A 15,728-nucleotide genomic window follows, 5' to 3' on the forward strand; every position below is an offset into this window, starting at 1 on the left:
GTGCGGTCGTCTCGGCCGTGAACCGCGCCGCTCAGTAGACCGCACACCCGGCCGGGGGGGGGCGCCCCCCCCCCCAACCCCCCCCCCGCCACAGTGCGTTCGGCTATTCCTTCGGCTCGATGTAGCGCGGGAAAATCGGTTCCGGCGCGGGCAGGTCGAGGCCGGGGGCCAGGGGAGTGGCGATGTCGGCGAAGGTGCGGCCTTCCTGGGCGAGCAGGTCCAGGATCTTGGCCGCGGAGCCCGGCATCACCGGCTGGACCAGGATGGCCACGATGCGGACCACCTCGAGGGTGACGTAGAGGACCGTCGCCATGCGGGCCAGGTCTTCGTCGGTGCCCGACTTGCGCAGCGCCCATGGCGCGTTGGCGGAGAAGTAGCGGTTGGTTTCGCCGAGGGTGAGCCAGATCGCTTCCAGGGCGAGGTGCATCTGCTGGACGTCGAACTCGGTGCGGCACTTGGCCAGTAGCGCGTTGGCGCGGTCGAGCAGTGCGCGGTCCTCGTCGGTGAATTCGCCGGGGGTGGGGGACTTGGCGTCGCAGTTCTTGTTGACCATGGTCAGGCTGCGCTGGACCAGGTTGCCGAACTCGTTGGCCAGGTCGCTGTTGATGCGGCCCGCGATGGCGTCGTTACTGTAGCTGCCGTCCTGGCCGTAGGAGATCTCGCGCAGCAGGAAGAAGCGCACCTGGTCGAGGCCGTAGGTGGCCACCAGCGAGAGCGGGTCGACGACATTGCCCGTCGACTTCGACATCTTCTCGCCCTTGTTGTACAGGAACCCGTGCACGAACACCCGGTCCGGCAGTTCGACCCCGGCCGACATCAGGAACGCGGGCCAGTACACCGTGTGGAAGCGGGTGATGTCCTTGCCGATGATGTGCAGGCTCGCGGGCCAGAACTTCGTGAACGACGCGGAGTCGGTGTTCGGGAAGCCGACGCCCGTCAGGTAATTGGTGAGCGCGTCGACCCACACGTACATCACGTGGTCGGGCTCGCCGGGGACCGGAACGCCCCAGTCGAAGGTGGTGCGCGAGATCGACAGATCCTTCAGACCGGCCTTGACGTAGCTGACGATCTCGTTGCGCCGGGTCGATGGCGCGATGAACTCGGGGTGATCCTCGTAGAGGGCGAGGAGCTTGTCCTGATACGCCGAGAGCTTGAAGAAGTAGTTCGACTCCTCGGTCCAGGTGACCGGGGTCTTCGTCTCGGTGGACTCACGGGTGCCGTCGGCGAGGAGGGTGGTTTCCTCCTCGGTGTAGAAGGCCTCGTCGCGCACCGAGTACCAGCCGGAGTAGTTGCCCAGGTAGATGTCGCCGTTGGCGAGCATCTTCTCCCAGAGGGCGACGCTGGCGGCCTTGTGGTCCTCGTCGGTGGTGCGGATGAAGCGGTCGAACGAGATGTCGAGGGCTTTGTCCATCGCCTCGAAGACATCGGAGTTGCGGGCCGCGAGCTCCTGCACCGGAATGCCCTCGGTGGCCGCGGTCTGCTGCATCTTCTGACCGTGCTCGTCGGTGCCGGTCATGAAGAACACGTCGTAACCGTCGAGTCGCTTGAAGCGGGCGATCGCGTCGGTGGAGATGTACTCGTACGCGTGGCCGATATGCGGCGCACCGTTCGGGTACGCGATGGCCGTCGTGACGTAGAAGGCGGGCGCCTCGGCGCCTTCGGCTGCACTCATGATGGGCACTACTCTAATCCGGGTGGCAAACACGAATCGTCCGGCTCCGCCTGTTCCGCCGCCGCTCGCGCCCCTGATCGATGCCCACACGCACCTCGATGCCTGTGGCGCAACCGATGCCGCGTCGACCACGGCCATCGTGGACCGGGCCGCCTCGGCCGGTGTCGGGCATGTGGTGACCATCGCCGACGATCTGGCCGCCGCGCAGTGGGCCGTGCAGGCGGCGCAGTGGGATCCGCGGGTGTACGCCGCCGTCGCGTTGCATCCGACCCGGGCCAACGCCCTCGACGACAAGGCCAAGGCCGAGCTGGAACACCTCGCCACCGACCCGCGCGTGGTCGCCATCGGCGAGACGGGCCTCGACTACTACTGGCCCGGCAAGCTCGACGGCTGCGCCGATATCGAAACCCAGGTCGAGGGTTTCCGCTGGCACATCGACCTGGCCAAACGCGTGCGCAAACCGCTGATGATCCACAACCGCGAAGCCGACCACGACCTGCTCACGGTGCTGCTCGACGAGGGAGCGCCGGACACGGTGATCTTCCACTGCTTCTCCTCCGATGCCGCGATGGCCGAGGCCTGCGTGGCGGAGGGGTATGTGCTGAGTTTCTCCGGCACCGTGAGTTTCAAGAACGCGCACGAACTGCGCGAGGCCGCCAAACTGGTGCCCGACGATCAGATCCTGGTGGAAACCGACGCGCCGTATCTGACCCCGCACCCGTATCGCGGTGCGCCGAACGAGTCGTACTGCCTGCCGTACACGGTGCGCGCGCTGGCCGAAGTGCGCGAACAGGACCCGCAGGCGCTGGCCGAGATCACTACCGCCAACGCGCGCAGGCTGTATCAGATTCGGTAGTCCGTTTCGTCTGATCGGCAGGGGGCTGGACATCAAACGTGAGTCGGCTCACAATCTCCCGCTCACGTCGTTATCTACCAGCGCTGTCTATATCGAATCGTGATCTACGATCCCGCTGATCGGGCCGCTCGGTGTTGTCTACCGCGCACCTCGTCGTTATCGTCCTGTAATCATGTCGGCTTTTGCGCGGATCAACTCGTCACGTTCACCGCTGCTATACGCAGCGGTGGCGGCCATGCTGCTGATTTTGCTCGTCGGCGCCTCGCTGGCCATCGTGAACCACAAGACGGTGGCGCTGGTCGTCGACGGCGAACGGACCGAGCTCTCGACGATGTCGCGCGATGTGCGTGCCATCCTGGCCGACGCGGGCTACGAGATCGCCGAGCACGACGAGGTGATCCCCGCCGCGAGCGCCAAGGTCGGCGACGGCGCCACCATCACCTTCAATCGCGGCCGCGAGATCACGGTCACTCTCGACGGTGTCGAGCGCAAGGTGTGGACCACCGGCACCACCGCGGGCGACGCGCTCGCATCGATGCAGATCCCGTCCGACACCCACGTGCTGCCGTCGCGCACCGAGAAGCTGCCGCTGGCTGGTGCGGCGCTGAGCGTGTACACCCCGCGCAATATCTCGCTGGTCGACGGCGGCGCAGCCCCGGTCGATGTGCGCCTCGCCGCCGCGACCATCGGTGAATTCCTCACTGCCGCGGGCGTTCCGCTGAAGGACGAGGACTTCACGGTGCCCGCCGCCACGACGCCGCTCGCCGAGGGCATGCAGGTTGTCGTCACGCGGCAGCGCACCGAACAGCGCACCGAAACCCTGCCGCTCGATCCCACCGAAACGGTGATCGAGGACGTGACCATGAACATGAGCCGCACCGTGATCGAGAACCCGGGCATGCCCGGTCTGCACGAGGCGACGTTCGCGGTGAAGATGGTCAACGGGGCCGAAGCCTCACGCGTGCAGGTGAATTCGAATGTGATCACCCCCGCCCAGCCCAAGACGATTCGCAAGGGCGCCAAGCCGGGGACCGAGGTGCCGCCGGTGCGTGACGGCGCGGTGTGGGACGCGCTGGCGAAATGCGAGTCGACGGGGAACTGGGCCATCAACACCGGCAACGGGTATTACGGTGGGATTCAGTTCGATCAGAGCACCTGGGAGCGGCAGGGTGGGCTGAAGTACGCCCCCCGGGCTGATCTGGCGAGCCGGGAAGAGCAGATCGCGATCGCTGAGGTGACTCGGGCGCGGCAGGGGTGGGGCGCTTGGCCCGCGTGCACCGGGCGGCTGGGAATCAGCTGATCCTGCTCGGACTCGAGGTCTTGACGGTTCATCCGGCCGCGTCGTTCCCGGGTCCGGCGGCGGTCGATCTGTACACTCGTCCAAGATCTTGATCGCCTGGTAGAGAGGCCGACCCGTGCTGAAGAACCCGATCCGGGTGACTGTTGTCGCCACGCTGGTCGCGAGCGCTATCGCCGCCGCCGCGTACACCCCGGCGATGGCGGCGCCCCCCGGTTCGCTCATCTCGGTGCAGGCCGAACCCGACGGCTGGCACGGGCTCGCCAGAGGCGCGTCGGTCGAGTACTGGATGACCGACTCGGCGGGCGTCCAGCGCCCGGCCAGCGGCGCGATGTTCATCCCCGAAGGTGACGCACCGGTCGGCGGCTGGCCGATCCTGGCCTACGACCACGGCACCTCGGGCTCCGGCCAGGGTTGCGGCGGTCAGGCCGACCCGGAAACCGCGCCGTTCCAGCAGCATCGCGGGGCCGAGGACCGGCTGCTGCAGCGGTTCATCGACCAGGGCTTCGCCGTCGTCGCGCCCGATTACCTCGGCCTCGGCCGTTTCGACACCGGCCCGCACCCGTACCTCGAGGTGCGCAGCGAGGCGACCGCGACGATCGATCTGGTCCGAGCCGCCCGCGCCGCCAACCCCGACCTCTCGCGCACCTGGAGCGTGGTCGGCGTTTCACAGGGTGGTCACGCGGCGCTGAGCGCGGCGCACGTGCAGGCTGAATACGCCCCTGAGCTGGACTTCCGTGGTGTCGCCGCGATCGATCCTGCCTCGGACGTGGAGAAGATCCTGCCGTTCGTCAGCCCGGCGACGCCGACGGTGCCGGGGCTGTCCAGCGCCACCACCTCGTTCATCGTCAGCATCATGGCCGGTCTGCGCGCCACCGGCCCCGAGCTCGACATCGACTCGTACCTGACTCCGCGCGGCAAGGAGATCGTCGACGCCGCCGGCAGCCAGTGCCTGGACGAGATCTTCGTGTCGACCAAGGACGTCACCGCCGCCGACCTGCTGGCGCGACCGCTCGCCCCGCTGCGCGATCCGCTCGCGGCCTACATGACGTTGCCGACCAGCGGCTACGACGCCCCGATCCTGCTGTCCATGAACGTCGCCGACATGGTCGTCCCGTCGCCCCTGCACGCCGCGCTGGTCGCCCAGCTCGCGGCCAACGGTGTCGATCAGCAGGTAGTCCTCGGCAACGGCCAGCACGGCTCGGTCTCGCCCGAACAGCTCGCCGCCATCGACGGTTTCCTCGCGCGCGTCAACGCCGCCCCGACGCAGCGCTGAGCTGCCCCATCGGCGAGGTTGGTAGGTTCTAGCGGTGTCCGAACCAGAGAAGTCCGCTCGCGGTAACCGTGCCGCATTGCTCGGTCCCGCCGAGGTGCGGACCCTGGCCGAACGTTTCGGCGTCCGACCCACCAAGCAGCTCGGACAGAACTTCGTGCACGACGGCAATACCGTCCGTCGCATCGTGTCCGCGGCAGGCGTCGGTGCGGGTGACACCGTGCTCGAGGTCGGTCCTGGTCTCGGCTCGCTGACGCTGGCACTGCTCGACGTGGTCGACCAGGTGGTCGCCGTCGAGATCGACCCCGTGCTCGCCAACTATCTGCCCGAGACCGTCGCCGATCGCGCGCCCGGCCTGGTCGAGCATCTGCGCGTGGTCGAGGCCGACGCGCTGCGGGTGCGCCCGGAGCAGTTGCCCGCCGTGCCGACCGCGCTGGTGGCGAACCTGCCCTACAACGTGGCCGTGCCGGTGCTGTTGCACCTGCTCGCGACCTTGCCGAGCATCATGGTGTCGCTGGTGATGGTCCAGGCCGAGGTGGCCGACCGGCTCGCCGCCGAGCCCGGCAGTCGGGTGTACGGGGTGCCGAGCGTCAAGGCGGGTTTCTTCGGCAAGGTGCGTCGTGCCGGTCATGTGGGGACGCAGGTCTTCTGGCCGGTGCCGCGCGTGGAATCGGGTCTGGTGCGGATCGACCGCTACGCCGAACCGCCGTGGCCGATGGACGAGGCGCATCGCCGACGGGTGTTCGAGGTGATCGACGCGGCGTTCGCGCAGCGGCGAAAGACGTTGCGGGCAGCGCTGTCCGGGTGGGCGGGCTCGCCCGTCGAGGCCGAGCGCCGACTCGTCGCCGCGGGTATCGATCCGACGGCACGCGGCGAGACCCTCGAGACCGCGGCGTTCGTCCGGTTGGCGGCGACGACCTGATCGGCGCGGCGCGTCAGCGTTGCTCGGCTGCGTGTGTCGAATCGTGGGTTCTCGCAGGGGAACCCGCAGTACACCGGCCGTTCATCGGCACGGGTCGCGCGGTCCCTGTGAAAGCAATTGTGGACAACCGGTTTTCGCGGCACTCGGAGTTGATCATGGTCCGCGGGTCGTGCTGCCGGTCGAACCCCGAAATTCGTGTCGCACCACGCCTGGGTATGGATGTGGATGACATTGTGGATGATTCGTTGTGCGCCGCGACCTGGGTGAACCCGCGGTGAACGTGGTCCTGTCGCGGTGTCTTCGAGTGGACTCGGGCTCCGCTGGGCGAGTGGAACGCGCGAGGCGCCGCCTCGCCCAGCGGGAGTGGAGTCAGGCGCTCAGCGCGTAGCCCGCTTCGTCGACCGCGGCGGCCACCTCGGTCTCGGCGAGTTCGCCCGTGCTGTCGACCCGGACGAGACCGCTGGCGAGGTCGACATCCACACTGGTGACGCCGTCGATCTTGCCGATCTCCTGCTTGACCGAGCTCACGCAGTGTCCGCAGGTCATCCCCGTAACGGTGTAGGTGGTGGTGGCCATGGCCGACTCCTTCGCTCTTCGAACATACGGTCCAGGGGTATGTCCCCGACACGAATGAACATACCCCCCATGGGTACCTGGCGCAACCCCTCGGTCGAGCGGTGGGCATTCGACGTGCGTACTAGTCGGGGGAACCTATTACGCTGGGTAATCGTGCTGTCAGTTGTGCCCAGCCCGGTCGTCGTGCGAGCTCCGTCGAAGGTGAACCTGCATCTCGGAGTCGCTGATCTGCGTCCGGATGGATACCACGATCTGACCACCGTATTCCAGGCATTGTCCCTCGCCGACGACCTCCGATTAGCCCCAGCGGCCTCGCTCACCGTGCGGGTCACCGGTGAAGGCGCCGCCGAGGTGCCCACCGACCGCACGAACCTGGTCTGGAAGGCCGCGGTCCGCCTCGCGCACCTGGCAGGCCGTGCCCCGCTGGTGGAGATCGCCATCACCAAGGGCATCCCGGTGGCAGGCGGCATGGCGGGTGGCAGTGCCGACGCGGCCGCGACCCTGGTGGGGCTGAACGAGCTGTGGGACCTCGGCCTGACCCGCGAAGAACTGTCCACGATCGCCGCCGAACTCGGCAGCGACGTCCCGTTCTCCCTGCGCGGCGGCACCGCCCTCGGCACCGGCCGTGGCGAGCGCCTGCTTCCGGTGCTGTCGCGCAACACCTTTCACTGGGTCCTCGCGCTGGCCAAAGAGGGCCTGTCCACGCCCTCGGTATTCCGCGAACTCGACCGCTTGCGCGCCGAAGGCGAGCCCCCGCGCCTCGGCGACCCCCAGAAACTCATGCAGGCACTGGCCGCCGGCGATCCCCACACCCTGGCACCGCTGCTCGGCAACGACCTCCAAGCCGCCGCCCTCTCCCTGAAACCGGAACTGCGCCGCACCCTGCGCGCGGGCGTCGGCGCGGGTGCGCTGGCCGGGCTGGTCTCGGGGTCGGGGCCCACGTGCGCGTTCCTCTGCGAATCGGAGGAGGCCGCTATCGGTGTCGCCGCGGAGCTGGCAGGCGCCGGCGTGTGCCGCAGCGTGCGCACGGCCACTGGTCCTGTTCCCGGCGCCCGCGTGCTCGACACCGAGGCGCACTCCACACGCTGACGACCACCAGCTGAGTCCGGCCGCAGCGGTGCCGGTCAGAGCGAACGGCGGCGTCCACTATGATCGCAATCGACAGATCTCGCACGAACATGGGTAAATCACCGGGAACGGGCCAACTGGTCCGGCAATCCCCCCGTCGGACGCCGACGCACCGCAACCCCGCACCTATGTCTGGCCTCGAGTCGCGGAGAGGCGGCAATGCCCAACCTGATCAACCTGGAACAGGTCTCCAAGAGCTTCGGCGTCAAGCCGTTGCTGGATGACGTCTCCCTCGGAATTCACGCGGGGGAACGGATCGGGGTGGTTGGCCTCAACGGTGGCGGTAAGACCACGCTGCTCGAGGTCCTGACCGGACTGGAGCCGCCCGACAAGGGCCGGGTCAGCCGAGTGGGTGGGCTGCGGATGGCCGTGGTAACCCAGCGCGGCGTGCTGCCCGAGGGCGCGAGCATCGGTTCGATCGTGTTCGCCGGGCTGTCCGACGACCTGTCCACCGCCGACATCGCCGACCACCAGTGGGCCGCCGACTCGCGGGTGCGCTCGATCCTCGAAGGCATCGGCATCGCCGATCTCGGCCTCGACACCCTCGTCACCAACCTCTCCGGTGGCGAACGCCGCCGCGTCGCCCTGGCGGCGGCCCTGGTGCGCGATCTGGACCTGCTGGTCCTCGACGAGCCGACCAACCACCTCGACATCGAGGGTGTGCAGTGGCTGGCCGAGCACCTGGTCGCCCGGCGCACCGCGCTCGTCGTCGTCACCCACGATCGCTGGTTCCTCGACACCGTCGCCAACCGCACCTGGGAGGTCGTCGGCGGCAAGGTGGAGGTCTACGAGGGCGGCTACGGCGACTGGATCTTCGCTCGCGCCGAACGCGCACGTCAGGCCGACGCCTCGGAATCGCGCCGCCAGAACCTGGCCCGCAAGGAACTGGCCTGGCTGCGCCGTGGCGCCAAGGCCCGCACCTCCAAGCCGCGCTACCGCGTCGAGGCCGCAGAGGCCCTGATCGCCGATGTGCCCGCGCCGCGCGACTCGGTGTCGCTGGCCGCGTTCGCGCGCAAGCGACTCGGCCGCGTGGTGATCGAACTCGAGGATGCCGCCCTCACCACCCCCGACGGCCGTGTGCTGGTCGACGACCTCACCTGGCGGCTCGCGCCGGGCGAGCGGGTCGGCCTGGTCGGCGTCAACGGGTCGGGCAAGACCACCCTGTTGCGCGCGCTGGCCGGGGAGACCGAACCCGCCAAGGGCAAGCGGATCCAGGGCCAGACCGTGCAGATCGGCTGGCTGCGTCAGGAACTCGACGACCTGCCCACCGATATGCGGGTGCTCGAGGCCGTCCAGCAGGTCGCGCAGCGAATCATGCTCGGCGACAAGGAGATCTCGGCGGGCCAGCTCGCCGAACGGCTCGGTTTCACCCCGGCCCGCCAGCGCACCCCGGTCGGCGACCTCTCCGGTGGTGAACGCCGTCGCCTGCAACTCACCCGCATCCTGATGGCCGAACCGAACGTCCTGCTGCTCGACGAGCCGACCAACGACCTCGACATCGACACCCTGCAGCAGCTCGAAGACCTGCTCGACAACTGGGCGGGCACGCTCGTGGTCATCAGCCACGACCGCTACCTGGTCGAGCGCATCTGCGACTCCACCTGGGCCCTGTTCGGCGACGGCAAGCTCACCAACCTGCCCGGCGGCATCGACTCTTACCTCGCCAAGCGCGCCACCATGGCGGGCAACACCAAGCCGCTCACCGCGAAGACCGGTGGCGCCTCGACGGATTCGTCCGACCGCCGCGCGGCCCGCAAGGAACTGTCGAAGGTCGAACGCAGCATCGCCAAACTCGACGAGCGCGAACAGAAACTGCACAAGGCGCTGGCCGACGCCGCAACGGACCCGGACAAGCTGGTCAAGCTCGGTACCGAGCTGAAGGAAGTCGTCGCAGACAAGGAAGCGGCGGAAGAGCGCTGGATGGAACTGGCGGAGCTCGGCGAGAGCTAGGTCGCGGTCTCGCGACCGTCGCTGATCACTACGGGTAAACATGTCTGGACGAAGTCGGCGCCGAATTCGGTGAGCAGGATGCTGCGGTAGGTCACCTTCGTGCCGAAACCGGGGCGCTTCAACGCTTCCCGCACCTGCTCCTGGGCCTCGATGACCTGGTAGCGGTGCGGGTTGCCGACGGGGTCGCGGGTGGACTCGATGAGCCCGAGCCTGCGCAGATTGGGCAGGTATTGCGGCACCCGGTTCGGAAACCGCAGGCCGGCGTGGTCGCCCAGCATGGTGAGTCCGCTGATCAGCCGCTCGCCGCCGAACGCCCGCTGACGCCCGGTACGCACATCGATGGCCGGCTGCGGCCCGTCGACGTGCAGGAATCGCAGGATCCGCGCCTCGTCGGGCGTGATCTCGGCGAGGATGCCGGGATAGGCCGGATGGGTGTCCGGCTGTGCGGCGTGCGTGCTGGCGGACAGGCGGAGCAGTTCGGCGCCCTGCTCGCGCAGGGTCGGGGTGCCGTCGTCGCCGCGATGTTCGGCGCCCGTCGGCAGGCCGAGCGCGTGCCGGAGCCGGTCGCGCACTTCGGTTTCCGCCTCCGCGAGCACCTCGTTGGGCGGATTGCCCGCCATGCTGCCGCGCAACACCGTGACGGTCACCCCGAGCGCGGTGTCCAGCGTCCACAGCGTCATTCCCGAGGCAGCGGTGAGCGCTACCCGCGCCACGCCGGTGGCCGCACGAACCGTGCGTACCGGTGAGACGGGCAGCAGCCCACGCTTGTCGGCGGAGACCTCGAGCGGCGGTACCGATCGTCGCACCAGCTCGGTGGACGGGGTCCCGTCGTCTACATCCATGTCGTCGCTACTCCTGTTCCGAAGACCAGGATGTGAGCGTATCCGGCGAGCAGTCCCAGCGCGCCGCCATGGACAAAAAGCAACCATTCGTCCTGTTTGATCGCCGAGCGCAGCATGTCCACGAAGTCATGTGGGGAAAGTGCGGACATTTGCCGGGCGATGTAATCGTTGACCTGCCTGCTCTGCTGAGCATTGAACGCGGGGTCGGCGAACGCCATCGGCGCGATCGTCATGGCCTGCGTGGTGAGAGTCGCTTGCAGCGTGTCGTATTCGCGGCTGCCGAGCATGAACTTCACCGCGGGCCGTGCGGGTCCGAGCGCGCGGTCGGCGGCAGGGCGCAGGGTGTCCTCGAGCATCTGCAGGGTCCGGTCCGAGCGCGGGCCGTTGAGCAGTTCGTCGCCGATATTGGCCACCGTGACGACCTCGGTGGACACCAATGCCGCGTAACCGGCGGTGATTTCGGGCTGGCGCTTGATCAGCAGACCCTGCCGCCACGGGCACCACCACTTCGGCGTGGCGGGCGCGAAGATCATATTGATGCCGATCCAGTTCACCACCCAGCCGATGATGATCCCGCCGACCGGCAGCACGACCAGCGCTGAGAGCCCGGTGGTGTGCAGCGCCAGGACCAGCAGCAACCCGCAGGGCGCGCCGAAATAGAAGCCGAAGTTCTGCATGAACCGCAGTTCCTTGGCGCCGAGCACCTGGAACAGCTGGTTGAGCAATTGCGGTCGGGCCTGGAAGTAGCGGATCACCATCTGCTTCACATCGAGCAGCTGGTCGATATTGGCGCCGAGCTCCATGGTGAGGTCGCGCAGGATCTCGGGCAATTGCGAGCGCACCCGCTGATGGATCATCTCCCTGACCTGAACAGGCAGGTTGTACCAGAGCTGCGGATGCTCTCGACGCAGGATCACCTCGACGATGTCGCGGATCTGCGCGTCGGCCACCTCAGCCAGATGTTCGGCCAGCTTCTCCGGGTCGAGCTCTCGGTAGAAGTCGGCGACGCTGCCCAGTTTGGACAGTCCCTTGTCGACCGCGATGCTGGCCATCTTGTCGGCGCGCGAGGGCACGATGCCCTGCCAGCCGATCCGGCCGTCATAGCTGAGCAGCGGCAAGACCTGGATCCGCTTGGGCAGATAGGGAAAGACCGCGCGCAGACCGGGCAGTCGGAAACCATGGAATTGGATCGGCTGGAACAGCATGAGAATGCCGGACCAGTTGGTTATGTATCCGATAATTCCTGTGAAAAGAGGAATGGTCAGAATTTCAAGCAGAAGTGTCGGGTGTAACCCGAACACACTCTCCAACACGACACGCCCTCCTGCCGATACCCGGTGACCACCGCCTCACCGAGAACCAAAAATTTATCACCCCCGCGGCGAGGTGACCCTACTGTGAGATGAGGAACCGGGTCCATTCGTCGTGTGTCAGACCACAGGGTAGTGTCTGAGACATCAGTCACAGAACCTGTCCTGAATGCCGTACTCACCCTTGCTAGTCGGAACAATGACCATCACCACATTTCGTGACAGGCCACAACTGGCGCGCACAGGGGGCGCGCGGTGGCGAGGACTGTTCACATGGCGAGACTTCGGAGTAGGACGTGACAGACGACAGGACCGGTCAGGACCTGGCCCGTGCCGGTACCCGCGCCGTCGAGCGCAGCTCGGATGTCGAGCAGCGACAGATCAGCAATGAAGCACGGTTGATCCGTGGCGTTTTCCGCGCCGCCGGATTGGCCGCCGGTACCGCGGTGCGCGGCAGTCAGTGGGCTGTCGGCACCACCTATGAGGTCACCAAGGAACTGGCGCAGGCCGCGCTGGACGGCGAATCCTCCGCCGATATCGCCGAGCGCACCGGCAATGCCCTTCGCTCCATCGCACGCAGCGCCCTCGGCGTCACCGAGGGGTCGGTGCGCGAGATCGTCAGCTATGTGCCGACACCGAACGGTGCCTCGCAGCAGGCCATCACCGTCGGCCCGTACCTGCGCTCGGCAACCACCGATGACCTGCGGCGACGCGGTGACGCGCTGCTGGCCCGCTCGGCCGACGTGTACTTCACCGAGGACGTGCATCCGGCCTACGACCGCATCCTCGACGAGGTCGCTCCCGACGAGGCCCGCATCCTGCGGTTCATGGCCCTCAACGGTCCGCAACCCTCGGTCGACGTCCGGACCAACCGACCGCTCGGCATCGGCTCGGAGCTCGTGCAGGGCGACCTGACCTCGGTCCCCGAACAGGCGGGCGTGCGCTACCCGGACCGCTCGCGGTCCTACCTGATCAACCTCAATCGCCTCGGTCTCACGCTCACCTCCGACGATCCGGTCGTGCTGAGCCGGTACATGGTGCTGGAAGTGCAGCCCGTCGTGGAGCAGGCGCTCAAGAAGGCGGGCCGTGCGCCCAAGATCGTGCGCAAGAGCCTTCGCCTCTCGGAATTCGGCGAGGATTTCTGCCGCACCTGCTTCACCATCGGGTAGCCCAGACAGCTGTCACCGCCGCCGCCGGAGGTCACACTCCGGTGTCGGCAGTGATAGCGATCTGATACAGAACGGGCGGCGAGCCGTTTCTGGTGGGATCGTGGAGAGATGGAGCAGGGCCCGGAAACTCCCAACGTGCACGTCGACGAACCTGTCGCGTCCGCGTGGGTAGGCCCGGTGCCGTTGCTGCCCGGTGATGACGCTCCGTTGGTCGCCGGGTCGGACTCGGGGGAGGCATGGATGGCGTCACCGCCGCCGGACGACGAAGAACAGCCCGCACCGATCGAGCGCCCGCCGGATCACCCCGACGACCTCATCGCGCTCGGCAGGCTCAAGTACCGCTATCTGCGCAGTCTCGACACCAAGTCGTGGGACGAGTTCGCCGACACGATGATCCCCGAGGCCACCGCCACCTACAGCGAATACCTGCAGTTCGAGTCGCGTGAGGCCTTCCTGGCCTTCCTGCGCAATACCCTCGGACCGCACGTGATCACCGAGCACCGCTGCGACCACCCCGAGATCGATATCGACGGTGACACCGCCACCGGCACCTGGTACCTGGCCGACACGGTGATCATCCCCGAACACAACATGTGCCTGCGCGGCGCCGCTTTCTATACCGACAGCTACGTGCGCTGCGACGATGGGCACTGGCGCATCTCGCACACCGGGTACGAGCGCACCTACGAGGTGGTGCTCTCGCTCAGCGACCTGCCCAGCCTGCGTCTCACCGCGAGCCGCTGGGGAATGATCGCGCAGGAGAACCACATCTCCTCGGTGGAACGCAATCCCGGACCGGCAGCATGATGACGCCGACGCGCAGCGTTCCTCAGCCGCGCACGGCCGGAGCGAATGCGTAGGTACGCCTGATTCTCCCGACCCAGACAGCGTCAGTCCGCGGTCGCGACCAGGGGTTCCAGGGTGAGTTTCGGGTGTTCCTTCTCGATGTACTGCAGCCGCCACTTGTCGCTGAACAGCGCCAGGATCACGCCGTCGGTGCGGGTGAACACCTCGACCCCACGCTGGCGGTCCAGCTCGGGGGCCGACTCCGCGTCGGTGCGCCTGGCCAGGGTGAAGGGGAGGAAGTCCAGCTGGGTCTCGACGTTGAACTCGCCCTGCATCCGGGCCGTGACCACTTCGAACTGCATCGGACCGACCGCGGCGAGTACCGGAGTGGCGTCACCGCGGGCGTCGTTGCGCAGCACCTGCACCACGCCCTCGGAATCGAGCTGGTCGATGGCCTTGCGGAACTGCTTGTACTTGCCCGCGCTCTGCGCGCGCAGCGTCGCGAAATGCTCGGGGGCGAAGCTCGGGATCGGTGGGTACTCCACCTTCTTCTCGACGAACAGCGTGTGGCCGGGCGCGAGTGCGGTGGCATTGACCAGGCCGACCACATCGCCGGGATAGGCGGTGTCGACCGTGGTGCGCTCGCGGCCGAAGACCGTGAGCGCGTACTTGGTGGCGAACGGGCGACCGGTCTGCGCGTGGGTCACCACCATGCCGCGCTCGAACTCGCCGGACACGATCCGCATGAACGCCAGCCGGTCGCGGTGGGCGGTGTCCATCCCCGCCTGCACCTTGAACACCACCGCGCTGAACGGGTCACCGGTGGTGCGTTCCTTGCCTGTCACATCGGCACGCGAGCCCGGCGCGGGCGCCAGTTCCACCAGCGTCTCGAGCAGTTGGCGCACACCGAAATTCAGCATTGCCGAGGCGTAGATCACCGGCGACGTCTGGCCTGCCAGGAACATTTCCTGGTCGTGGTCCTGCCCGGTCGCCGAGAGCAGTTCGCTCTCCTCCGCCGCTGTCGTCCAGGCCTCGCCCTCGCGAGCTTCGGCTTGGGCGGAAGTCAGGTATTCCTCGGGCGCGATGGTCGCGCCACCGGCGGTGCGGGTGAAGTGGATGTACTCGCTCGCCTCGCCCTCGGGCCCACGGCGCAGCAGGCCGCGGAAATCGCCCGCGATGCCGACCGGCAGGAACAGGGGAGTGGGCGTGAGGCCGATCCGCTCGCTGATCTCGTCGAGCAGTTCCAGAGGGGCCTGACCCGGCCGGTCCCATTTGTTGATGACGGTGATCACCGGGATGCCGCGGTGGCGACACACCTGGAACAGCTTGAGCGTCTGCGGTTCCAGGCCCTTGGCCGCGTCGATCAGCATCACCGCGGCGTCGACGGCCGTGAGCACCCGGTAGGTGTCCTCGGAGAAATCGGAGTGGCCGGGGGTGTCGACGAGGTTGATCACATTGTCGATATCGGATCCGGCGGCCCGGTAGTTGAACTGCAGCGCGGTCGAACTCACCGAGATGCCGCGCGCCTTCTCCATCTCCATCCAGTCCGACACCGTCGACTTGCGACCGGCCTTACCGTGGATGGCGCCCGCCTCGGAGATCATCCTGGCGTGCAGGGCCAGCGCTTCGGTGAGCGTCGATTTACCCGCGTCGGGGTGCGAGATCACGGCGAACGTGCGCCGACGGGCCACCTCGGCGGGCAACCCGCGTGGGGTGGGGGCGACGTTCTCTCCGGACTCGGACAAAGGGGAGCCTTTCGGTGGGGGCAGCCTTTCCAGGGTACGAGGGGCTGAAGGGGTGGTCACAGGGGGGATCAATTGTTCGGTAGTCCCAGGAGGTTCGACGCTGTGTTTCTTGGAGCGCTGGCGCGCTCGAGTCGCGGCCCCTGGGGGCCGCCGGTTAGCCACCGGGGCTTGCTCCTTCGTCGCGTACGCCCCGGCGGCTAAC

Annotated in this window: 13 protein-coding genes; 8 read left to right on the forward strand and 5 right to left on the reverse strand. The window is 67.6% G+C overall.

Going from position 1 to position 15,728, the window contains the following annotated elements:
* Positions 1 to 103: 103 nt before the first annotated feature.
* Positions 104 to 1,672, reverse strand: coding sequence for a methionine--tRNA ligase (gene metG / locus ACFWPK_RS06085; protein WP_378913455.1), 1,569 nt, complete (start codon positions 1,670 to 1,672; stop codon positions 104 to 106).
* Between the two features lies 1 nt (position 1,673).
* Between metG and ACFWPK_RS06090 the strand changes: the two genes are divergently transcribed.
* The 4 genes from ACFWPK_RS06090 (at position 1,674) to rsmA (ending at position 6,020) form a co-directional block, all read left to right on the forward strand.
* Entirely contained in the window at positions 1,674 to 2,528 is an 855-nt protein-coding gene (locus tag ACFWPK_RS06090) for a TatD family hydrolase (protein ID WP_378913479.1), read from the forward strand.
* Between the two features lie 172 nt (positions 2,529 to 2,700).
* Positions 2,701 to 3,828, forward strand: coding sequence for a transglycosylase family protein (locus ACFWPK_RS06095; protein WP_378913456.1), 1,128 nt, complete (start codon positions 2,701 to 2,703; stop codon positions 3,826 to 3,828).
* A 115-nt stretch (positions 3,829 to 3,943) separates the two neighbouring features.
* The gene (locus ACFWPK_RS06100; protein ID WP_378913457.1) at positions 3,944 to 5,101 is read left to right on the forward strand and encodes an alpha/beta fold hydrolase; all 1,158 of its coding nucleotides are present in this window, start codon (positions 3,944 to 3,946) and stop codon (positions 5,099 to 5,101) included.
* A 34-nt stretch (positions 5,102 to 5,135) separates the two neighbouring features.
* On the forward strand, positions 5,136 to 6,020 hold the full coding sequence (gene rsmA, locus ACFWPK_RS06105; RefSeq protein WP_378913458.1) for a 16S rRNA (adenine(1518)-N(6)/adenine(1519)-N(6))-dimethyltransferase RsmA: 885 nt from the start codon (positions 5,136 to 5,138) through the stop codon (positions 6,018 to 6,020).
* Positions 6,021 to 6,389: 369 nt separating this feature from the next.
* Here rsmA and ACFWPK_RS06110 read toward each other — a convergent pair whose 3' ends face one another.
* Positions 6,390 to 6,596 (reverse strand): heavy-metal-associated domain-containing protein, encoded by a 207-nt coding sequence (locus tag ACFWPK_RS06110; RefSeq protein WP_378913459.1) that lies wholly within the window; start codon positions 6,594 to 6,596, stop codon positions 6,390 to 6,392.
* 153 nt (positions 6,597 to 6,749) lie between these two features.
* Between ACFWPK_RS06110 and ACFWPK_RS06115 the strand changes: the two genes are divergently transcribed.
* Complete coding sequence (locus tag ACFWPK_RS06115; RefSeq protein ID WP_378913460.1) at positions 6,750 to 7,685, forward strand: 4-(cytidine 5'-diphospho)-2-C-methyl-D-erythritol kinase; 936 nt, start codon at positions 6,750 to 6,752, stop codon at positions 7,683 to 7,685.
* Positions 7,686 to 7,883: 198 nt separating this feature from the next.
* Positions 7,884 to 9,674, forward strand: a complete 1,791-nt coding sequence (locus tag ACFWPK_RS06120; RefSeq protein ID WP_378913461.1) for an ABC-F family ATP-binding cassette domain-containing protein — start codon at positions 7,884 to 7,886, stop codon at positions 9,672 to 9,674.
* Here ACFWPK_RS06120 and ACFWPK_RS06125 read toward each other — a convergent pair.
* Positions 9,671 to 10,516, reverse strand: a complete 846-nt coding sequence (locus ACFWPK_RS06125) for an Abi-alpha family protein (RefSeq protein WP_378913462.1) — start codon at positions 10,514 to 10,516, stop codon at positions 9,671 to 9,673. The two genes, ACFWPK_RS06120 and ACFWPK_RS06125, sit on opposite strands and share 4 nt — an antisense overlap.
* Positions 10,507 to 11,721, reverse strand: coding sequence for a hypothetical protein (locus tag ACFWPK_RS06130; protein ID WP_378913463.1), 1,215 nt, complete (start codon positions 11,719 to 11,721; stop codon positions 10,507 to 10,509). Before ACFWPK_RS06130 ends, ACFWPK_RS06125 begins: the two co-directional genes overlap by 10 nt.
* Positions 11,722 to 12,122: 401 nt before the next feature.
* Between ACFWPK_RS06130 and ACFWPK_RS06135 the strand changes: the two genes are divergently transcribed.
* Together ACFWPK_RS06135 and ACFWPK_RS06140 are read left to right on the forward strand one after the other, a co-directional pair.
* Positions 12,123 to 12,995, forward strand: a complete 873-nt coding sequence (locus ACFWPK_RS06135; RefSeq protein WP_378710021.1) for an Abi-alpha family protein — start codon at positions 12,123 to 12,125, stop codon at positions 12,993 to 12,995.
* A 282-nt stretch (positions 12,996 to 13,277) separates the two neighbouring features.
* Positions 13,278 to 13,802 (forward strand): nuclear transport factor 2 family protein, encoded by a 525-nt coding sequence (locus ACFWPK_RS06140; protein WP_378913480.1) that lies wholly within the window; start codon positions 13,278 to 13,280, stop codon positions 13,800 to 13,802.
* An 83-nt stretch (positions 13,803 to 13,885) separates the two neighbouring features.
* Here ACFWPK_RS06140 and ACFWPK_RS06145 read toward each other — a convergent pair whose 3' ends face one another.
* Entirely contained in the window at positions 13,886 to 15,526 is a 1,641-nt protein-coding gene (locus ACFWPK_RS06145; RefSeq protein ID WP_378913464.1) for a peptide chain release factor 3, read from the reverse strand.
* Positions 15,527 to 15,728 lie beyond the last annotated feature (202 nt).

Source organism: Nocardia sp. NPDC058519 (assembly GCF_042719755.1).
Classification (GTDB): Bacteria; Actinomycetota; Actinomycetes; order Mycobacteriales; family Mycobacteriaceae; genus Nocardia.

Excerpts from the sequence above, each read along its gene's own strand:
- metG (WP_378913455.1), bottom strand. The coding sequence starts at position 1,672 with ATGAGTGCAGCCGAAGGCGCCGAGGCGCCCGCCTTCTACGTCACGACG.
- ACFWPK_RS06090 (WP_378913479.1), top strand. The coding sequence starts at position 1,674 with ATGGGCACTACTCTAATCCGGGTGGCAAACACGAATCGTCCGGCTCCG.
- ACFWPK_RS06095 (WP_378913456.1), top strand. The coding sequence starts at position 2,701 with ATGTCGGCTTTTGCGCGGATCAACTCGTCACGTTCACCGCTGCTATAC.
- ACFWPK_RS06110 (WP_378913459.1), bottom strand. The coding sequence starts at position 6,596 with ATGGCCACCACCACCTACACCGTTACGGGGATGACCTGCGGACACTGC.
- ACFWPK_RS06120 (WP_378913461.1), top strand. The coding sequence starts at position 7,884 with ATGCCCAACCTGATCAACCTGGAACAGGTCTCCAAGAGCTTCGGCGTC.
- ACFWPK_RS06125 (WP_378913462.1), bottom strand. The coding sequence starts at position 10,516 with ATGGATGTAGACGACGGGACCCCGTCCACCGAGCTGGTGCGACGATCG.
- ACFWPK_RS06130 (WP_378913463.1), bottom strand. The coding sequence starts at position 11,721 with ATGCTGTTCCAGCCGATCCAATTCCATGGTTTCCGACTGCCCGGTCTG.